This is a genomic window from Rhodococcus sp. DT1 (genome assembly GCF_049844875.1).
Lineage (GTDB): Bacteria > Actinomycetota > Actinomycetes > Mycobacteriales > Mycobacteriaceae > Rhodococcus.
Window position 1 is genome coordinate 96,801 of sequence record NZ_JBNCLW010000009.1, and the last position, 18,909, is coordinate 115,709.

Genomic DNA, 18,909 nt, shown 5'->3' on the forward strand with positions numbered 1-18,909 from the left:
GGATTGTTTGTTGGTTTACCGTTACGATCCGTAGCGTGATCCACGACACTGTGCCCGGCGCCACACGAACTCAGGCGCAACGAACAGCGGCCACTCGCGCGAAATTGCTCGACGCAACCGTGGAATCCCTCGTCGAGCAGGGATATGCGGGCATCAGTACACAGGGCATCGCCACCCGTGCCGGTGTCTCCCGTGGCGCACAGTTACACCACTTTCCCACCAAGGAATCGCTGGTCGTGGCGGCGATCGAGCATCTGGTGGAAAAGCGGCTGCAAGAGATCCTCGAATCCGACCCCGACCCGGAGTACGGATTCGAGGCATTGTTCGACGCGTTCTCCGGACCCTTGTTCGACGCGGCACTCGAACTGTGGGTCGCGGCCCGGACGGATCCGTCGCTCCACGCGGCGATGATCCCGCTGGAACGTAAGGTGTCCGACGCGCTGCGCACCGGTTGCCTCGAAATCATGGGCGACCGGGTGAGTCCCGACATCATCGACCTCGCCATAGAGCTGGCGCGAGGTGTTGCCGTCTCCGCCCTGATGCGTACCCCTGAATCCGATCGAGAGTTCCGGGAGCGTCTCCTCCCGGTCTGGAAGGCCCTGGTGTCGAAATGAGTCTCGCGATGCTCCCCGACCACGTGCACACCCTTGTCGTGGGCGCCGGCTTCGGCGGAATCGGAATGGCCGCAACCTTGCTGCGCCAGGATCCGACCGCAGATGTTCTCGTCCTCGAAAGGGGAGACGACGTAGGCGGTACGTGGCGGGTCAACACCTACCCCGGCGCCGCATGCGACGTCCCGAGCGCGCTGTACTCGTTCTCCTTCGCGCCCGAACCCGATTGGTCGCGTGCCCACGGCACCCAGGAAGAGATCTACGCCTACCTCCGGCGCGTTGCTCGTGACGAGGGTGTCACCCAGCGCACGATGTTCGGATGTGAACTGCGGGAGGCACAGTGGGACGCCGCCCGCGCAGTGTGGTCGGTGTCGACGTCCCGCGGTGACCTCACCGCAGACGTGCTCGTCGCCGCAACCGGCGCCCTCTCGACCCCCACCTACCCGAAGGTTCCCGGACTCGAGATGTTCCGGGGCAAGACCTTCCACTCCGCCGAATGGGACCACGACCACGATCTCACCGGTGAACGCGTCGCGGTGATCGGCACCGGGGCATCGGCCATCCAGTTCGTTCCCGCGATCGTCGACCGCGTCGCCCACCTCACCCTGTTCCAGCGCACCGCGTCGTGGGTCATGCCCAAGCACGACCACGCCATCGCGCGCTCGGTCCGGTCGTTGTACCGCCGCTTCCCCTTCACCCAGAAGCTCATGCGGGGCGCCGTATACGGGCAGAAGGAAATCTATGTCGTGGGCATGACGAAGCCGTTCGCCCGCAAATACCTCCTGCCGTTGTTCGAGCGCCGCGCCCGGCAGGTACTCCGCAAGCAGGTGCAGGACCCGACGCTGCGCGAGCGGCTCACGCCCGATTTCGCGATCACCTGCAAGCGGATCCTGCTGTCCAACGAGTGGTTCCCCACCATCACGCGGTCCGATGTGAGCGTGGTGTCGTCCGGGCTCACCGCGGTGACGGAGAACGGCGTCGTCGACAAGGACGGCAACGAGTACCCGGTGGACACCATCATCTTCGGTACCGGCTTCACGCCGACCGAACCTCCCGTCGCCCACCACATCCGCGGAACCGACGGTCGCACACTCGCCGAGACGTGGGACGGAAGCCCCGCGGCCCACCTGGGAATCTCGGTACACGGGTTCCCCAACCTGTTTCTCGTCTACGGACCCAACACCAACCTCGGACACAGCTCGATCGTGTACATGCTCGAATCGCAGGCCGCATATATCGCCGACGCATTGCGCACCATGCGATCCCGCGGGATCACCGCCCTCGAAGTGACCGGGGACGCGCAGCGCCGCTACACCGACGAACTCGATCCGATCCTCGAGGGGACGGTCTGGAACGCCGGAGGTTGCAGCAGCTGGTACATCGACGAGAAGGGCCGCAACTCCGTGATGTGGCCGACGTTCACCTGGCATTACCGTGCGCGCACCAAGCAGTTCGATCTCGAGAACTACACGCAGCGGACCGCCGCGGCAGGAGCAACAGCATGACCCACTTCGACGTTCTCGTGATCGGCTCCGGTTTCGGGGGCAGTGTCGCCGCGTTACGCCTGACCGAAAAAGGCTACAAGGTAGGCGTTCTCGAAGCGGGCCGTCGCTTCTCGGACGAGGATCTGCCGAAGACCAGCTGGCGGCTGCGCAAGTACCTGTGGGCCCCGGCGCTGGGGTGTTACGGAGTGCAGCGCATGCACCTGCTTCCCGACGTCCTGGTGATGGCCGGGGCAGGCGTCGGCGGCGGCTCGCTCAATTATGCGAACACGCTGTACAAGCCGCCCACACCCTTCTTCCGGGACCCTCAGTGGGGACACATCGACGACTGGGAGGCCGAGCTCTCCCCGTACTACGATCAGGCCGCCCGGATGCTGGGCGTGCGCCCGAACCCCACCACCTCTCCCGCCGACAAGGTGATGCGCGAGGTCGCCGAGGAGATGGGCGCCGGCGAGACCTTCGTGACCACGCCGGTGGGCGTGTTCTTCGACGAGCCCGGCAAGACCGTGGCGGATCCCTACTTCGGAGGTGCCGGACCCGAGCGCACCGGCTGCACCGAATGCGGAAGCTGCATGACCGGATGCCGGGTCGGAGCAAAGAACACCCTGGTGAAGAACTACCTGTACCTCGCGGAACGCGCGGGCGCAGTGATCCATGCACTGACCACGGTGACCCGGGTGGTTCCCCGCCCCGGTGGTGGCTACGAGGTCCACACCCGGAGCACCGACGGCATTCGTAAGCGCCGCACCGTGTTCACCGCCGACCACGTGGTCGTCGCCGCCGGCACCTACGGAACCGCACGCCTGCTGCTCGCGAGCCGCGAGACCGGGGATCTGCCCAACCTGTCGAGCACCCTCGGAACGGTCGTGCGTACCAACTCCGAGGCGGTACTCGCGGCGACCGCCCGGAATCGCGACGTGGACTACACCGGCGGTGTGGCGATCACGTCGTCGTTCCATCCCGACGATCACACCCACATCGAACCGGTGCGGTACGGCAAGGGAAGCAATCTCATCGGGATGATCCAGGCGATGCTCGTCGACGGTGGCGGCCGGGTGCCCCGCCTGGTGAAATTCTTCGGTGTCGCGGCCCGGAATCCGGGTGCGTTCCTGCGGAATCTGTCCGTGCGGAACTGGTCGGAACGTACCGTGATCGCGCTGGTGATGCAGACGGACGACAACTCCCTCGAACTGAAGACCAGGCGCACCCCGCTCGGTCGCGGGCTGACCAGCAAGCCGGGACCGGGGGAGCGGCCTCCGGAGTGGATTCCGGTCGGGCACGACGCGATCCGCCGCATCGCGCAGAAGATCGGAGGCGACCCGGGCGGTTCGATCGTCGACCTGGTCAACATCCCGATGACGGCGCACTTCCTCGGCGGCTGTGCGATCGGTGATTCTCCCGAACGCGGCGTCGTCGACCCGTACCTGCGTGTCTACGGGCACGACGGTCTGCACGTCGTCGACGGATCTGTCGTCAGTGCCAACCTCGGGGTCAACCCGTCGCTGACGATCACCGCGCAGGCCGAGCGGGCGATGGCGTTGTGGCCGAACAAGGGCGCGAACGACACCCGGCCTCCACTCGGCGCACCCTACGAACCGGTGACCGCGGTTCCTCCCGTGAAACCGACGGTCCCTGCCGGCGCTCCTGCTGCGCTCCGGCTCCCGATCCATCCGATTCGACGAAAGGACGCAGACCGTGCTGTGGAAAGTGCCTGAGAGCGCAGACGAGCGCACCGAATGGCCGACGTCGCCGCCACCGCCGTGGCCGGCAGCGGTGCGGGCGACGTTGTGGTGGCACCGCAGTACGCCTGTCGCCGCGGAATACGGGCCCGAGGGCCCGACTCTCCCGATCACGTTCGCGATGATGGTCGACTACCTGGATTCCCCGGTGGGGCCCTATCGCGAGATACTGGCCAGCCCGGTGTTACGACGGGGACTGATCCCGGCGATGGCGGTGCCGTTCATCGCGGTCGATTCCGAACCGTCGGTGCACGGCGGCCGGGCGCACTGGCGACTGCCGAAGGTGCTGGCGACGTTCTCGGGCGATGTGCTCGGCGACTTCTCCGCAGCCGGGGGCGGATGGAAGGTCGCGACCTCGGCTCGCCCGCGCGGCCCGGAACTGCCGATCATCGGTGGCCTCACCTTCGCACAGCCCGGTGACGACGGTTCGATCTCTCGCGCGACCGCACGACTGCGGGGCAAGTTCCGGTACGCACGTGTCGGGGTGGAGGCGGAAGGGCCGACGCTGAGCCGCTGGCTGCGTCCGGGAACCCACCACGGCATCGTCATCACCTCCGGACAGATGAGCACCGGACCTGCGAAGTAGACCAGTATGCCCCTTTTCTTGACTAATTCCAGAAAAGGGGCATACTGGGTCCCATGCAACGAATGGACGGGCACCACTTCGACCCCACGGAACAACTGCGTTCCGCGGGCCTGCGGGTGACGGCTCCGCGAGTTGCCGTGCTGGGAACGGTTGCCGAGCATCCTCATTCGGATGCCGACCACATCGCTGCCCGAGTGCGGGAGACTCTCGGATCCGTGTCCACCCAGGCTGTATACGACGTTCTCAAGGCGTGCGTGGGTGCCGGACTGCTCCGGCGAATCGAACCTGCCGGATCGGCGGCCCGGTACGAGACGCGCATCGGCGACAACCACCACCACCTCGTCTGCAGGAACTGCGGTTCGGTGGTCGACATCGACTGCGTCGTCGGCGCGGCGCCGTGCCTGACCCCATCCGACGACCACGGTTTCGTCGTCGACGAAGCAGAGGTCACCTTCTGGGGGCTGTGCGCGAACTGCCGCTAGCCGGCCCCTGAATCCCCGCTCATCTTTCATCGCTTCACCAGCACGGACTCGCTTCTCGCGGCCCGTGCCGATCACGCACACCCGAAATCCGGGCATGCAATTCGGAGGACACTGATATGTCGAACACCCGGTTCACCACCAACGACGTCGGTATTCCCGTCGCCAGCGACAACGAATCGCTCACTGCGGGAACCCAAGGGCCGATTCTGCTGCACGATCACTACCTGATCGAAAAGCTCGCACACTTCAACCGTGAGCGCGTGCCGGAGCGTGTCGTGCACGCCAAGGGCGGCGGAGCATTCGGCGAACTGGTGGTTACGGAAGACGTTTCCGCGTACACCAAGGCCGCACTCTTCCAGCCGGGTGCGAAAACCGAGTCGCTCGTGCGCTTTTCCACGGTTGCGGGCGAGCAGGGCAGTCCCGACACCTGGCGTGACCCCCGCGGTTTCGCCGTGAAGTTCTACACCGAAGACGGCAACTACGACATCGTCGGTAACAACACCCCGGTCTTCTTCATCAAGGATCCGATCAAGTTCCCGGACTTCATCCACTCCCAGAAGCGGTTGCGTGGCTCGGGTCTCCGCGACCACACGATGCAGTGGGACTTCTGGACCCTGCGCCCGGAGTCGGCACATCAGGTGACCTGGCTCATGGGCGACCGCGGCATCCCGCGCTCGTGGCGGAACATGGACGGTTTCGGTTCGCACACGTACCAGTGGATCAACGCCGCCGGTGAGCGGTTCTGGGTGAAGTACCACTTCAAGACCGATCAGGGCATCGAGTTCCTGACCCAGGCGGAAGCCGACACCCTTGCCGGCACCGATCCGGACTTCCACCGGGCCGACCTGTACAACGCGATCGAGCGGGGCGTCTTCCCCAGCTGGACGCTGCACGTGCAGATCATGCCGGTCGCCGAGGCGGAGACCTACCGTTTCAACCCGTTCGATGTCACCAAGGTCTGGTCGCAGAAGGACTACCCGCTCGTCAAGGTCGGCACCTGGACCTTGAACCGCAACCCGCGCAATTTCTTTGCCGAAATCGAGCAGGCGGCGTTCGCGCCCTCGAACGTCGTTCCCGGAATCGGGTTGTCGCCCGACAAGATGCTGCTCGGCCGCGTGTTCTCCTATGCCGATGCGCATCGCTACCGGATCGGCGCCAACCACGCCCAGCTTCCGGTGAATGCACCGAAGAACACCGTCGACTCCTACTCGCAGGACGGCACCATGACGTACCGGTTCAACGACCCGGACACGCCGGTGTACGCGCCGAACAGTTTCGGTGGGCCGCACGCCGATCCCGAGCGTGCCGGCGACGACGGGCTGTGGACGTTCGGTACCGAAGCGGTGCGCGCCGGATACATCGAACACCCGGAAGACGGTGACTTCGTTCAGGCCGGCATCCTCGTCCGCGAGGTTCTGGACGACGCGGCGCGCGACCGGCTGGCGAACAACATCATCGGCCACGTGCTGGGCGGGACCTCGGAGGCACTCTACGAGCGCATCTTCGAATACTGGCGCAACGTCGACGCGGAACTCGGCAAGAAGGTCGAGGAAGGCGTGCGCGCGGGAGCGTAAGCGCTCCTCGTCTGCCTTTCGGCGCATTCGAACATCCGTGTGACGGGTGGGTCGGGTGTGATTGCTAGGTTGATAGTCCGGCCCCGGTGGCTCGTCCACCGGGGCCGGACTCGATTCCGTGCGTCGAAAGGTGTTGTGCGAGATGGTGATGGGCCCAACCCATGCAGTGTCAGGGGCGCTCGTCGGCCTCATCGTCGCCGATGTGCTTCCCCGCGAATGGGGCGGGCCGACCTCGACGGCCGAGGCCTTCGCGTTCGCGGCCGTCTGTTCCGGCGCAGCACTGTTACCCGACCTCGACACGGCGCAATCGACCGTGTCGCGTTCGTTCGGCCCGATCAGTCAGGTCGCGGCGCGAGGGATCGACAAGGTGTCGCTGGGGTACTACTCGATCACCAAGGGCCGGCGCGACGGAAAGCGTCGTGGGGGCCACCGCACGATGACCCACACCGCGCTGTTCGCTGCTCTGCTCGGTACGGGGGTGTCCCTGCTCGTCGCGCGATTCGACCGGGCAGCAGTCATCGCGGTCCTCTTTGTGACCCTGGGCCTGGCATTGCGGGGGTTGTTCGGTAACTGGGCGAAGAAGAACGGGTGGTTCACCGTCACGGCTGTCGCGGCGGTGCTGTCGATCCTCACGTGGCGATGGTTCCCGGGGGAGGTGGGGTCGACCGGGCTCGGTGTCGCGGTGGCGCTGGGATGCGTGACGCACTGTATCGGCGACGCCATCACGAAGGAGGGGATTCCCTTCCTTGCACCGTTCGTCCCGTGGAGAGGTTCCCGATGGTGGGAGATCAAACTCCCGAAGATGATCGCGATCAGGGCCGGAGGGCCGTTCGAAATGGGGATCCTCGGTCCCGCACTGACCCTCGCGACCGTGGCTTTTGCCGTGTGGTCCATCGACGGTGCTCCCGAGTACATCATGGAGACCCTCGAGGCTTCCGGTCTCGCGTTCTAGCCTCGCGTCCTGACGAGGTAGCGCCGCCTCGTACCCGGGCGGGTCCGAACTCTGGGGACTGTCGGCCTGCCGGGCTATGGCCTAAAAAGAGAACTTGTTCTATTTTTAGGCCATAGCCCGGCTCGTCCCGACAGAACGGAGCTCGCCACCGTGAGCATTCGCGCCTCTGGCCCCATCCTCAGTCGCCGTGGTCTTCTCGGTGCCGCGGCCGGCGCCGCGCTCGTGATGGGTACAGGGTGGAGCCGCGCGGGTGCTGTGCCACTCGGCGATCCGGCCGCGACCATCGCGGCGCCCCCGAACTTCCCCGCGGACATTCCGCTCGCGCAGCAGCGATTCGTCAACTGGGCGAAGACGATCGAATTCGACGCAGTGTGGACCGCGACGGCCCGTGACGCCCAGGACATCGTGCGGCTGGCCGACTGGGCGCGGACCCACGGCTTCCGGATTCGGCCGCGCGGCTCCATGCACAGCTGGAGCCCCCTCACCCTCGAAGCCGGGCAGGACGTCGAGAAGGTCGTCCTGGTGGACACCATGTCACAACTGAATTCTGTATCGGTCGATCCCTCCGGCTATCCGGCGACGGTCACCGCCGACGCCGGCGCGAGCATCGAAGCCATCCTGAGCGCCCTCCAGCAGGAGGGGCTCGGCTGGGCGAATTCCCCGGCCATCGGGGACATCTCGATTGCCGGTGCCCTGTCGATCGGAGCACACGGCTCCACGTACCCGGCCGCCGGTGAGGCGGTCGTTCCCGGCCAGTCGTTCGGGTCGCTGTCGAACCTCGTGCTTGCCCTCACCGCTGTCGTATGGAACGACGCCGCAGGGTCCTACGAACTGCGCGAGTTCCGTCGCTCCGAAGCCGAAATCACGCCCCTGCTCGCGCACCTCGGACGAACCTTCGTCACCTCGGTCACGTTGCAGGCCGGCGCGAACTACCGGGTGCGCTGCCAGAGTTCCACCGACGTGCCGTGGCGCGAACTCTTCGCCCCGCCCGGTGCGCCGGGCCGCACGTTCGAAAGCTACGTCGAACAACACGGACGCGTCGAAGCGATCTGGTTTCCGTTCACGGAGACGCCCTGGCTCAAGACCTGGTCGGTCAGTCCGGAGAAACCGGCAGAGTCGCGTGAGGTCTTCGGCCCCTATCCCTACGTGTTCTCCGACTCCATCCCCGAACCGGTGACCGATGCGCTCGCTCAGGTGGCGAGCGGCAACCAGGCCATCACTCCCGCGTTCGGTGCCTCTCAGTTCGGCGCGGTCGCAGCCGGACTCGTGGCCACCGACACCCACGATCTGTGGGGATGGTCGAAAGACCTGATGTTCTACCTTCGGGCCACCACGTTGCGGGTCGTCGCGGGTGGAGGCGTGGTGGTGACCCGGCGCGAGAACATCGCGCAGGTCATCCACGAATTCACGACGTGGCTGCACGAGCGGATGACGTACTACGCGTCGCTGGGGCAGTATCCGGTCAACATGCCGTTCGAAGTCCGGTTGTGCCGTGTCGACGACCAATCCGAGGTCCTCACCGATTCGGCAGGGGCTCCGAATCTTTCACCGGTACGTCCCCGGCCCGACCGCCCGGACTGGGACACCGCGATCTGGATGAACGTCGTGTCGATTCCGGGCACCGCGGGACTGTCCGCCTTCTTCCGCGAGATGGAACAGTGGATGGCCGACCGCTACTCGGGCGACTACGCGACCTTCCGATCCGAATGGTCGAAGGGATGGGCCTTCGACAACGAGGGCGGGTACCGCGACGCCGGTTTCCTCGGCGGCACCATCCCCGCGATGTATCGCGAGGGCTTGTCGTCCGACGAGGGCTGGGACGCCGCCCTGGCAGCGTTCGATCGCCACGACCCCCATCGCGTGTTCAGCAACGACTTCCTCGACCGTCTGCTGCCCTGACCTCACCCGGGGTGCGAAATCCGGCAGTGCGAGCTCGAGAACATAGGGATAACGCTCGTAGGCGCCGCCGCCGGGCACGAAAACCGCGTCCGCGCGGCGCTCCGGGTGCAGGCCCATGATCTTGACCTGCGGCGAGACGTAGACGGGCACTCCTGCGGCGACCAACACGGCGAGGGTGCTGCTCGCTTTTCCCCGAACTGGGAACCGTATCCGCGCCAGACTCGGCGACTCCGTTCCTGCCCGTCTGCCAGCGGCGCCACGCCAACGTGCCACCACCCAGATTACAGGATTCTGGTCCTAAAACAGCCATTAAAAGAGACTTCTAGACTGTTATTCCCGGGTGGGGCGGCCGGAGGAAGCTTCGTTTGCTTCCCTGCGCTGTGCAGTCAGCGTGGGACGTTTGCAGCAGCTGGACGGGGGATCACTCCACGTCTGCTCCCTCGTCGGGGGTCACCAGTTCGGCTTGATGGGGTGCGGCCGGCACCCACACACGGAGCGGCTGCACCACGTCGCGATAGAACGCCTCGGCAGACGAGGTGACGCTGTTGATGAACCCTGCAGCTGTTCCCGACCGACGGCTACCCATCGGAAACGACTGCTCGAGTGTGAAGGAGACAATTTCGCCGGTGCGGCCCTCGATGAGAGTCTTCGCATTCGTCCGAATCGTATCCAGATGCTCGCATGCTTCGTTGCCTCGCTCAGCGAAAACCGCTTCGACCCGAACGTTCCCAGGCGCGTCTTTGATCTGTTTGACCAGCCATGACACGCGTCGTGTCGAAGTTCCTTCATCCGGAGCGGCGACACTTATCCGGCATTGAATCTTGTTGGTCCGAATATCCGCCAGTACCACGAGGTCACCCGCTGTCTCCGGTATCCGCAAGACCGCCTCGAAAGTTCCGTCAGTGGCGAGGCGGTCGGCAAGGTAGGAATTGCGCGCATCCGGATCGTTGCTGAAACGTCGCGGCAGAATGTGCTTGACCGTTACTCCGAGTTCGGCCGTGAATCGGAGCGCGAGATGGCGCGCGAGCGCCACCCAGGTGCCGGAGACTATTCGGGCTTTGGAGTCACCTGCCCGCAGGGTTCCAGCGGCGACGGCATCGCGTACGGCGACCCAGTGCCGTCCCATATCTACGAACTCGGCGGCGCCGCTGCGGGGGTGGTCGAGGTAACGGAGGAATTCACGCAAGATCCAGTCCTGCAGCGGGTTCTCGATACTCCCGTGGGAGAGAAGCATTCGAGCCTCGTGAGCAACCTCGGACCAAGACAGGTGTCGCAGCGCAACCTTGGCGAGTTTGCGTCGATCGACCTCGACGGGCAGCTCTCCTGCGCTGGCGGGAATGTCGTTCGACAGGCTGATCACCACGTCGTACTTCTTTCGCCGAGCGACATCGAGATAGTTCTCGAGTTGCTCTCGCTTGAGCTTGCCGCTCCCGGTCTTGACTTCCAGGAGCCCGGTCCACAGGCGAGAACCTCGGGACACCTTGAGTACAGCGTCGGGGATGACTCGGGATTCGCCGCGCTCGTAGGGAACTTCGAGGTACCCCTCGAACGCTCCGGCGGGCGCACCTACGCGAGAACAGATAGCGCGTGCAAACACAGGCACCGCCTGCATGGTGGCGACGAGCGCAGATGTTGCGCGACGTTCCTGTTCTTCCCCTGCCCCGATACCCGCCACGGAGAACAACCGTGCAGGTTGCCAACTCTCCTGCTCGGCGAGGGTGAATTCGATCGGTTTGGTCCGCTTGGCGACGCGTTTGGAGGTGCGCACCCCCGAGTCGGAAGTTTTGCGGGCACGGCCTTCTTCGAGTGTGGCGACCTCGACGACGACGACGGCTGCGGTCGAGTCGGCGGACGTCTCGGTGGGGTGGGATTCCTCGTTCGCGTCGGGTGTGGCTGCGTCAGCGGTGTCCGGCTCCTCGTCGACGTCGACACCGAAGTCCTGCGCGAGGCCGGTGAGTCCTGAGTCCCAGCCTTGGCCTACAGCCCGTACTTTCCATTCGTTGTTTCTGCGGTACACCTCTCCGAACAAAAAAGCCGATTCTGTATTCGCCTCCGCGGTGACATACTCCGCGAGCGCATGACCCGCACCGTCGACAACCCGAAGGGTCAGCTTGCCGAGGTCGCCGAACGTGCCAGTGTGGACGCTTCCGGCCAGCGCGATTCGTTGTACGTCGGTGGGTACAGTCGTCAAGTCGATCGCTATCCGGGCCTGTGCGCCGCTTTCGGTGGAACTTGTGCCCAGAAATCGGACGGATCCGTCCGAAGATTCCGTCTGGTTGTAGAAGACGAAATCCGCGTCCGACCGGACCTTTCCCTCCGCGGTAAGGAGGAGCGCTGATGCGTCCACCTCTATTTCCGATTCGGTCCACCCGATAACCACGTCGATTTGAGACAGGTCTCCGGGCAGGGGGATGTTTTGTCCTTTGGACAGAACAGGGAATGTCACTTTCGGTCCTTTTCCTCGCGCCGAGTGGGACCACCCGGATTTGCTCACTCGCGCTTAGATCGAAAACGAGCCCCGAAGTGTTTCACCCTCACGTGGGGGACACCACTGCGTCCGGAGAGGTGCGGCGGAATGCAATCAGGGCACCTTCTCCGTGAAGAGAAGATGCCCTGATGAGTCCTTCTACGAGTCGGGGTGGCGGGATTCGAACCCACGACCTCTTCGTCCCGAACGAAGCGCGCTACCAAGCTGCGCCACACCCCGTGATGAACCTCGGCTAGCTTACATCACGACTCGGGCGAAGGTTAAATCTGCTGGTCAGCGGTGAGATCGTGCGCTTTCGGCCGCGCTGTCGAGATCCCGGTGCCGGGTCTCGCGCGGAGCCGGGACGAGCGTCAGCAGCGTGGCCTCCGGACGGCAGAAGAACCGTGCGGGGACGAACGGCGACGTGCCGAGGCCGGCGGACACGTGCAGCTGCATGTGCGAGCCCCACCGGGACGGGCCCTTCACCCGCGACCGGTCGATACCGCAGTTGGTGACCAACGCGCCGACGAACGGGAGGCACAGCTGACCGCCGTGGGTGTGACCGGCGAGCACCAGGTCGTAGTTGTCGGCCGCGAAGCGATCCAGCACGCGCGGCTCGGGGGAATGCGTCAAACCGAGGCGAAGGTCGGCGGACGGATCTGCCGGGCCGGCGATCGTCTCGTACCGGTCGCGCTCGAGGTGCGGGTCGTCGACTCCGGCGACGGCGATACGAACGCCGCCCACCTCGATGTCGCGACGCACATGCGTCATGTCGTGCCAGCCGCGTTCGGTGAACGCGGCCCGCAGATCGCCCCACGGCAGCGGCGCGCCGTAGACGCGGTCGTGGTTCTTGTCGAAGTAGGCGAACGGGTTCTTCGGGACCGGCCCGAAGTAGTCGTTGCTCCCGAACACGAACAGGCCGGGACGTGCGAGGAGACCGCCGAGCGCCTGAACCACGGCCGGCACCGACCGCGGGTGGGACAGGTTGTCCCCGGTGTCGACCACCAGGTCGGGCTCGAGCGAGTCGAGTTCGCGCAACCAGTTCTGCTTGAGACGCTGGTTGGGCATCATGTGCAGGTCGCTGATCTGGAGAACGCGGAGGGTCGATGCGCCCGGTGCAAGCACCGGGACCGTCACCTCTCGCAAAGTGAAGGCGTTGCGTTCGATCAGAGTCGCGTAGCCGAGGCCGAGGGCAGAAGCTCCGGCGGCGCCGACTGCGACGCGGCGAAGAGCAGAAACATCAGGCACTCGTCCAGGGTACCGCCGCGATCGGTCCGCGCGCCGTGTTCGTGGTCTCGGGCGTAGCGTTTCCTCCATGACCGACACCACTCCCTCGCTCAAATCCACACTGCGCGCGGACCTCACCGCGGCAATGAAGGACAAGGACAAGCTGCGCACGGCGACGATCCGCATGATGCTGTCCGCGATCCAGACCGAAGAGGTGGCGGGTAAGGAAGCTCGCGAACTCTCCGACGAGGACATCCTCAAAGTTCTGGCGCGCGAATCCAAAAAGCGCGGCGAAGCAGCCGAGGTGTACACGGAGAACGGCCGCGGTGAACTCGCCGCCAAAGAGCATGCCGAGGGCCGGATCATCGACGAATACCTCCCGACGCCGTTGACCGACGCGGAACTCGTCGACGTCGTCGACACCGCGATCGGGCAGGTCGCCGAGGAGATCGGTGAGCGTCCCGGGCCCAAGAACATGGGGCAGGTCATGAAGGCTGCGACGGCGATCGCCGCGGGGAAGGCAGACGGCAAGCGGCTCTCGGCGGCGGTCCGTTCGCGGCTGTAGTTTTCGCCCACTCCACCGAAGAGAATCAGGGCGCGACCTCGTGGAGGTCGCGCCCTGATCTATCGGGACCGGTCAGTTGTCGGGTCTGCTCGGAGTGGTGGTCGCCGACGAATCTTCGTCCGGCGGCGGCGACGATTCGGATTGCTCCGGTTCCCGGCCCGGAATAGGCGCCGGAGTGGAACGGCTGGTGGTGTCGGGCACCTCCCGGCCGTCGGGCCGGGCAGGGGTGGCACTGGCCGACGGCACGGCGCGCACCGAGCCGTCACTGACGAAGATCGTCACCGTGCTGCCCGGGACGGCCGAACCCGAGGGGGAACTGCTCGTCACGGTGCCGGCGCGCTGCTCGGCTTTCACCGTCGCCTCCGTCACCGAGAATCCGGCGTCCTGAAGCTGCTGCGTGGCGCGCTCACGAGGGAGCCCCGCCACGTCGGGCACCTGGGCGTTGCCGGCACCGCGCACGTAACGCGGGTCTACCGGCGGAAGTTCGATCGAGCCGAATCGTGTCGCCACCGGCAGCATCGCGGAGAACCAGGTTCGCGCCGGCTCGGTGCCGCCGAAGAGGTTGCCGTCGTAGCAGGGCCGGACGGGACCGGAGCAGATCTGGCCGGGCGTGGGGGAGTCACCGTAGGTGTAGACGACGCCCGCGTACCGGTTGGTGAAGCCGAGGAATGCGGACGACATGTGGGACTCGGTGGTACCTGTCTTGGCCGAGACGGGCAGGTTCCAGCCCACGGAACCGGCAGCACCCGCTGCCGTGCCACCGCCCGAGGTGTCCTTGCTCAGTGCGTTGGCGAGGGTATCCGCCAGGCCGGGCTCGACGACCTGCTCGCAGGCCTCCTGGGTGATCGGAACAGGCTTGCCCTCGCGGTCGAAGACGCCCTCGATAGGCGACGGGGGGCACCACTTGCCGTGCGACGCGAGAGTTGCCGCCACGTTCGACAGCTCGAGTGGATTGACCCAGGTCGGCCCGAGTGTGTACGACCCGAGGTGCTGATCCTTCTGCATGTCCGACATCGACTGGTCGCCGAATCCGGACGTGCGGGGCTGCAGGTACGAGCGCAGGCCCAGTCGCACGGAGATGTCGACGACGGACTCGACACCGGTGGCCTCGATCAGCTTCACGAACGCGGTGTTCGGTGACTGGGCGAGCGCGTCGCTCACCGACAGGCTCGCCGGGTAGGGGGCGGCGTTCTCGACGCAGTAGTAGTTCGGCGGGCAACCGCGGGCACCACCGTCGCCGAGCCCGCGAGCGTTGTACCGGTTGGGGACGTCGAGTACTGCCGACGTGCCGAGGCCCCGCTCCATCGCCGCGGCGACGGTGAAGACCTTGAAAATCGACCCGGCACCGTGACCGGTGAGCGAGTACGGCTGCGGCTGGACGGTTTCCTTGTTGTCGCCGTTGAGGCCGTACGTGCGGCTCGAGCCCATCGCGAGGACCTTGTGCGTGTCCTGGCCGGGTTCGATCACATTCATCACGGAGGCGACGTCGTCGACGGTGGGGCTGGTGAACTTGTCGAGCGACGATTTCACCGACGACTGGACCTCGGGGTCGAGCGTGGTGCGGATGACGTATCCGCCCTTGTCGATCTGCTCGCGCGAGATCCCGGCGTTCTCGAGGTACTGCAGCGCGTATTCACAGAAGAAGCCACGATCACCTGCGGAGATGCAACCGCGAGGCAGCGTGTTGGGTTCGGGGAGGACACCGAGGGGGAGTTGCTTGGCTTCGCGGATCTCCGCGGCACGCTCGGGGATGTTCTCGATCATGGTGTCGAGAACGATGTTGCGACGCTCGAGGACGCCCTCGGAGTTGGTGTAGGGGTTCAGCGCGGAACTGGACTGCACCATGCCGGCGAGCATCGCGGACTGCGGGATGTTCAGGTCCTTGGCGTCGATGCCGAAGTACGTCTGCGCGGCGTCCTGGATTCCGAAGGAACCGTTTCCGAACGGCACCAGGTTGAGATACCGGGTGAGGATCTCGTCCTTGGTGAGCTTCTCGTCGAGCGTGAGCGCCATCCGGATCTCGCGGATCTTGCGAGCCGGAGTGGTTTCGATGGCGGCACGGCGCTCGGCGTCGGTCTTGGCGACGACGTGCAGCATGTAGTTCTTCACGTACTGCTGGTCGATCGTCGATGCACCCTGCTCGACCTGACCGCTCGTGGTGTTGGTGAGGAACGCGCGCATCGTGCCCTGCCAGTCGACACCCCGGTGCTCCGGGAAGCGCTTGTCCTCGATCGAGACGATCGCAAGTTTCATCTCGTTGGAGATCTGGTCGCTGGGCACCTCGAACCTGCGCTGCTCGTACAGCCAGGCGATGGGGTTGCCCGCGTTGTCCACCATCGTCGTCACCGCGGGGACGACACCCTCCACGAGTTCGGCAGAACTGTTGTCCACGGTGTCGGCGGCGCGGTTGGAGACGTACCCGAATCCCCCTGCGGCCGGGAACAGCATCCCTGCCACGAGAACGCCGCCGAGGGCGGTACAACCAACAAGCTTCGCCACCGTGCTTCGGATCGACACGAAGTACACAGTACGGGCAGCCGTCCTCCGCGGTCGTATTGAGGGCGGCGGCATGCCGCGCGACGTGCAGCTATGCACGTACGTACCAGAAAAGGTTTTCCTCGCCTTGCGCCCGGGCATCAGGTTACCTAGATTGAGACATCAGTGTGATGCAGGTAACACGTTGACAGGGGAGATTGCGTTATAGGGGAAGCGCCACGGCGCGACTCCTACGCAATATCGGACACCGCGTAGCGGTGTTCGGAGAGTAGAGGGGCAACTGAATGCACACATGACCACCCCGACGGCCCGGCTCGACGTCGACCAAGCGGAAGCACGCATTGCCTGGGTTTCCCGGGCACGGTGCCGCGAAGTCGATCCCGATGAACTGTTCGTGCGAGGCGCTGCACAGCGCAAAGCCGCGGTCATCTGCCGACATTGCCCTGTGATGCTCCAGTGCGGCGTTGACGCACTCGACAATCGAGTGGAGTTCGGTGTCTGGGGAGGCATGACCGAGCGCCAGCGCCGAGCCCTTCTCAAGCAGCACCCCGAGGTCGAATCCTGGGCAGACTTCTTCGCAGCGCAGCGTCACCACCAGAACGCGGTCTGACACCGCCCACCCGCAGAGGTTCAGGCCTCGCGGGTGAGCTGGTCGGCCACGGCCCTCAGCGCCTCGAGGTCCGACACCTCGAACGGCAACGAGGGCACGCCCACCACGGGCACGCGCGGGTTCGCGGCGGTGAAACTCCGCAGCAGACGTAGTTCCCGCTTGGCTGTGACTGCGCGGTGCGCGTGGATACGCAGGACGGCTTCGGCAGCCTCCGCGTCGTCACCGCCCTGCTCGGCAAGCGCGTCGGCCGCGGTCAGCGCATGGTCCGGGGGCATCTTCGACAGGGTCGGATGCGTTCGGTTGAGCACCAGGCCCGCGAGCGGCATCCGGTCCTCACCGAGCCGCTCGACGAAGTAGGAGGCCTCCCGGAGCGCGTCCGGTTCGGCGGACGCCACCACCATGAAGTGGGTGCCGGGCTGCTGGAGCAGCTGATAGGTCCGGTTGGCGCGCTCGCGGAACCCTCCGAACATGGAATCGAGCGACTGCACGAACGCGGACGCGTCCGACAGCATCTGGCTGCCCACGATCGTCGACACGGCCTTGAGAGCGATGCCCATCGCTCCGGTGACCAGACGCCCGATGCCCCGGCCGGGAGCGGTGAAGATCCGGATCATCCGGCCGTCGAGGAACGCGCCGAGCCGTTGCGGAGCGTCGAGGAAGTCGAGCGCATTCCGGGACGGCGGTGTGTCGACGACGATCAGATCCCACTCGTCGCTCTGCGCGAGCTGTCCGAGCTTCTCCATCGCCATGTACTCCTGCGTACCGGAGAACGACGACGCGACGGTCTGATAGAAGGGATTGTCCAGAATCTGCTGGGCTTTGTCGGGCGTCGAATGCTCGAGGACCATGTCGTCGAACGTGCGACGCATGTTGAGCATCATCGCGTGCAATTCGCCGGTGGATCCGGCCGGGAGTTCCACCTTCTGCGGCGAATTGTCGAGACTCTGCACCCCGAGGGCCTGCGCGAGCCGACGCGCCGGGTCGATCGTCAGGACCACCACGCTGCGGCCCTTCTCGGCAGCGCGCAACGCCAGCGCGGCAGCAGTGGTGGTTTTCCCGACGCCTCCGGATCCGCAGCACACGATCACCCGCGACGACGGATCGGCCAGGATTCCGCCGACATCGAGCGGAGTGGCGACGCGCGCCTTCCCGGTCATCGGACGCCCTGCTCGGTCAGTGCCTGGGCAAGCTCGTACAAGCCGCCGAGGTCGATGCCGTCGGCCATGGAGGGCAAGGACATGCGCGCCACCTTCACGTCGTCGAGTTGAGCGGCGCTGACCTGCTGTGCCTGCAAGGTTGCAGCGTGCTCGATGGCTTCGGTGAGCAGCCCGGCAAAATCGTCGTCGGAGAGCTTCACCCCGACCCGGCCGAACGCGGCGCGGATCGATTCTCCGGGTACCCGCCCGCCGGCAAATTCATCGACGAGATTTTCGGGCAGATGTTCGGGCGCGGTGCGGTTGACGATCACGGTGCCCAGGCGCAGATCTGCTGCCTGCAATTCCTCGACCGCGTCCGCGGTTTCCTGAACGGGTAGCGCCTCGAGCAGAGTGACAAGGTGCACGACCGTCTCGTCGGAGTGCAGCAGTCGCACCACGCCTTCGCTCTGCGACCGGATCGGGCCGGACTTCGCGAGGTCCGCCATGGCCTTGGTGACGTCCAGGAAACTGCTGATTCGTCCCGTGGGCGGCGCGTCGACCACCACCGCGTCGTACACGCGGCGTCCCGACGCGTCGGTGCGCACCACGGTTTCCTTGATCTTGCCGGTGAGAATCACGTCACGCAGACCCGGTGCGAGGGTGGTCGCGAACTCGACGGCACCGATCCGCCGCATCGCACGGCCCGCGAACCCCAGGTTGTAGAACATGTCGAGGTATTCGAGGAACGCCGCCTCGATGTCGATGGCGAGCGCGGAGACGACTCCGCCGCCCTCGGCGGAGGCGATCTTCGTCTCTACCGGCGGTAACGGCGGAACGTCGAACAACTGCGCGATTCCCTGCCGGCCTTCCGTCTCGACGAGCAGGACCTTGCGGCCGCCCGCGGCGAGCGCGAGCGCGAGCGCTCCCGCGACCGTCGATTTGCCGGTACCGCCCTTGCCGGACACGAAGTGCAGTCGCGCCTGTGCGGCGCCGGCCGGCCACTCGCCGGAATGAGATGTCGGTGTTGCCACGACCACGAGCCTATAAGTCGTGCGCTCGTTAA

General features: G+C 65.7%; 15 protein-coding genes and 1 tRNA gene. 10 read left to right on the forward strand and 6 right to left on the reverse strand.

The genetic code is table 11. The features are described 5' to 3' along the window. The first annotated feature begins 35 nt into the window (after window positions 1-35). The 8 genes from ACLQ3J_RS20625 to ACLQ3J_RS20660 all read left to right on the forward strand — a co-directional run bounded on the left by ACLQ3J_RS20625 (window position 36) and on the right by ACLQ3J_RS20660 (window position 9,345). Complete coding sequence (locus ACLQ3J_RS20625; protein ID WP_422423132.1) at window positions 36-614, forward strand: TetR/AcrR family transcriptional regulator; 579 nt, start codon at window positions 36-38, stop codon at window positions 612-614. Beyond that, window positions 611-2,116, forward strand: a complete 1,506-nt coding sequence (locus tag ACLQ3J_RS20630; protein WP_425904278.1) for a flavin-containing monooxygenase — start codon at window positions 611-613, stop codon at window positions 2,114-2,116. Before ACLQ3J_RS20625 ends, ACLQ3J_RS20630 begins: the two co-directional genes overlap by 4 nt. Then, window positions 2,113-3,828 carry a GMC oxidoreductase gene (locus tag ACLQ3J_RS20635; protein ID WP_425904279.1) on the forward strand — a complete coding sequence of 572 codons (1,716 nt, stop codon included), beginning with the start codon at window positions 2,113-2,115 and terminating at the stop codon, window positions 3,826-3,828. The genes ACLQ3J_RS20630 and ACLQ3J_RS20635 overlap by 4 nt, the downstream gene beginning before the upstream one ends. Further along, the gene (locus ACLQ3J_RS20640) at window positions 3,821-4,438 is read left to right on the forward strand and encodes a hypothetical protein (RefSeq protein ID WP_425904280.1); all 618 of its coding nucleotides are present in this window, start codon (window positions 3,821-3,823) and stop codon (window positions 4,436-4,438) included. The genes ACLQ3J_RS20635 and ACLQ3J_RS20640 overlap by 8 nt, the downstream gene beginning before the upstream one ends. Window positions 4,439-4,500: 62 nt before the next feature. Continuing rightward, window positions 4,501-4,920 (forward strand): Fur family transcriptional regulator, encoded by a 420-nt coding sequence (locus ACLQ3J_RS20645; protein ID WP_206037334.1) that lies wholly within the window; start codon window positions 4,501-4,503, stop codon window positions 4,918-4,920. 116 nt (window positions 4,921-5,036) lie between these two features. Then, window positions 5,037-6,494, forward strand: a complete 1,458-nt coding sequence (locus tag ACLQ3J_RS20650; protein WP_425904281.1) for a catalase — start codon at window positions 5,037-5,039, stop codon at window positions 6,492-6,494. Window positions 6,495-6,636: 142 nt separating this feature from the next. Beyond that, window positions 6,637-7,446 carry a metal-dependent hydrolase gene (locus tag ACLQ3J_RS20655; RefSeq protein WP_169653026.1) on the forward strand — a complete coding sequence of 270 codons (810 nt, stop codon included), beginning with the start codon at window positions 6,637-6,639 and terminating at the stop codon, window positions 7,444-7,446. A gap of 225 nt (window positions 7,447-7,671) precedes the next feature. After that, on the forward strand, window positions 7,672-9,345 hold the full coding sequence (locus ACLQ3J_RS20660) for a cholesterol oxidase substrate-binding domain-containing protein (RefSeq protein ID WP_425904296.1): 1,674 nt from the start codon (window positions 7,672-7,674) through the stop codon (window positions 9,343-9,345). Between the two features lie 421 nt (window positions 9,346-9,766). Here the strand turns inward: ACLQ3J_RS20660 and ACLQ3J_RS20665 are convergent, their stop codons facing one another. The 3 genes from ACLQ3J_RS20665 to ACLQ3J_RS20675 all read right to left on the reverse strand — a co-directional run bounded on the left by ACLQ3J_RS20665 (window position 9,767) and on the right by ACLQ3J_RS20675 (window position 13,060). Then, a complete protein-coding gene (locus ACLQ3J_RS20665) occupies window positions 9,767-11,791 on the reverse strand; it encodes a TerD family protein (RefSeq protein ID WP_422423138.1) in 2,025 nt (674 codons plus the stop codon). Between the two features lie 187 nt (window positions 11,792-11,978). Further along, a tRNA-Pro gene (locus tag ACLQ3J_RS20670) sits at window positions 11,979-12,052 on the reverse strand. Between the two features lie 54 nt (window positions 12,053-12,106). Beyond that, on the reverse strand, window positions 12,107-13,060 hold the full coding sequence (locus ACLQ3J_RS20675; RefSeq protein ID WP_296549819.1) for a metallophosphoesterase: 954 nt from the start codon (window positions 13,058-13,060) through the stop codon (window positions 12,107-12,109). Window positions 13,061-13,127: 67 nt separating this feature from the next. Here ACLQ3J_RS20675 and ACLQ3J_RS20680 point away from each other — a divergent pair, with 67 nt between their 5' ends. Then, complete coding sequence (locus ACLQ3J_RS20680; protein ID WP_169622629.1) at window positions 13,128-13,604, forward strand: GatB/YqeY domain-containing protein; 477 nt, start codon at window positions 13,128-13,130, stop codon at window positions 13,602-13,604. A gap of 72 nt (window positions 13,605-13,676) precedes the next feature. Here ACLQ3J_RS20680 and ACLQ3J_RS20685 read toward each other — a convergent pair whose 3' ends face one another. Next, window positions 13,677-16,103 (reverse strand): transglycosylase domain-containing protein, encoded by a 2,427-nt coding sequence (locus ACLQ3J_RS20685; RefSeq protein WP_169622648.1) that lies wholly within the window; start codon window positions 16,101-16,103, stop codon window positions 13,677-13,679. Between the two features lie 289 nt (window positions 16,104-16,392). On the opposite strand from ACLQ3J_RS20685, the gene ACLQ3J_RS20690 reads away from it, so the two are divergent. After that, complete coding sequence (locus ACLQ3J_RS20690; protein WP_425904282.1) at window positions 16,393-16,710, forward strand: WhiB family transcriptional regulator; 318 nt, start codon at window positions 16,393-16,395, stop codon at window positions 16,708-16,710. 20 nt (window positions 16,711-16,730) lie between these two features. Here the strand turns inward: ACLQ3J_RS20690 and ACLQ3J_RS20695 are convergent, their stop codons facing one another. After that, window positions 16,731-17,867: an ArsA family ATPase gene (locus tag ACLQ3J_RS20695; protein WP_169623060.1), complete on the reverse strand. Its 1,137-nt coding sequence runs from the start codon at window positions 17,865-17,867 to the stop codon at window positions 16,731-16,733. Beyond that, the gene (locus tag ACLQ3J_RS20700; protein ID WP_422423140.1) at window positions 17,864-18,883 is read right to left on the reverse strand and encodes an ArsA-related P-loop ATPase; all 1,020 of its coding nucleotides are present in this window, start codon (window positions 18,881-18,883) and stop codon (window positions 17,864-17,866) included. Before ACLQ3J_RS20700 ends, ACLQ3J_RS20695 begins: the two co-directional genes overlap by 4 nt. Window positions 18,884-18,909 lie beyond the last annotated feature (26 nt).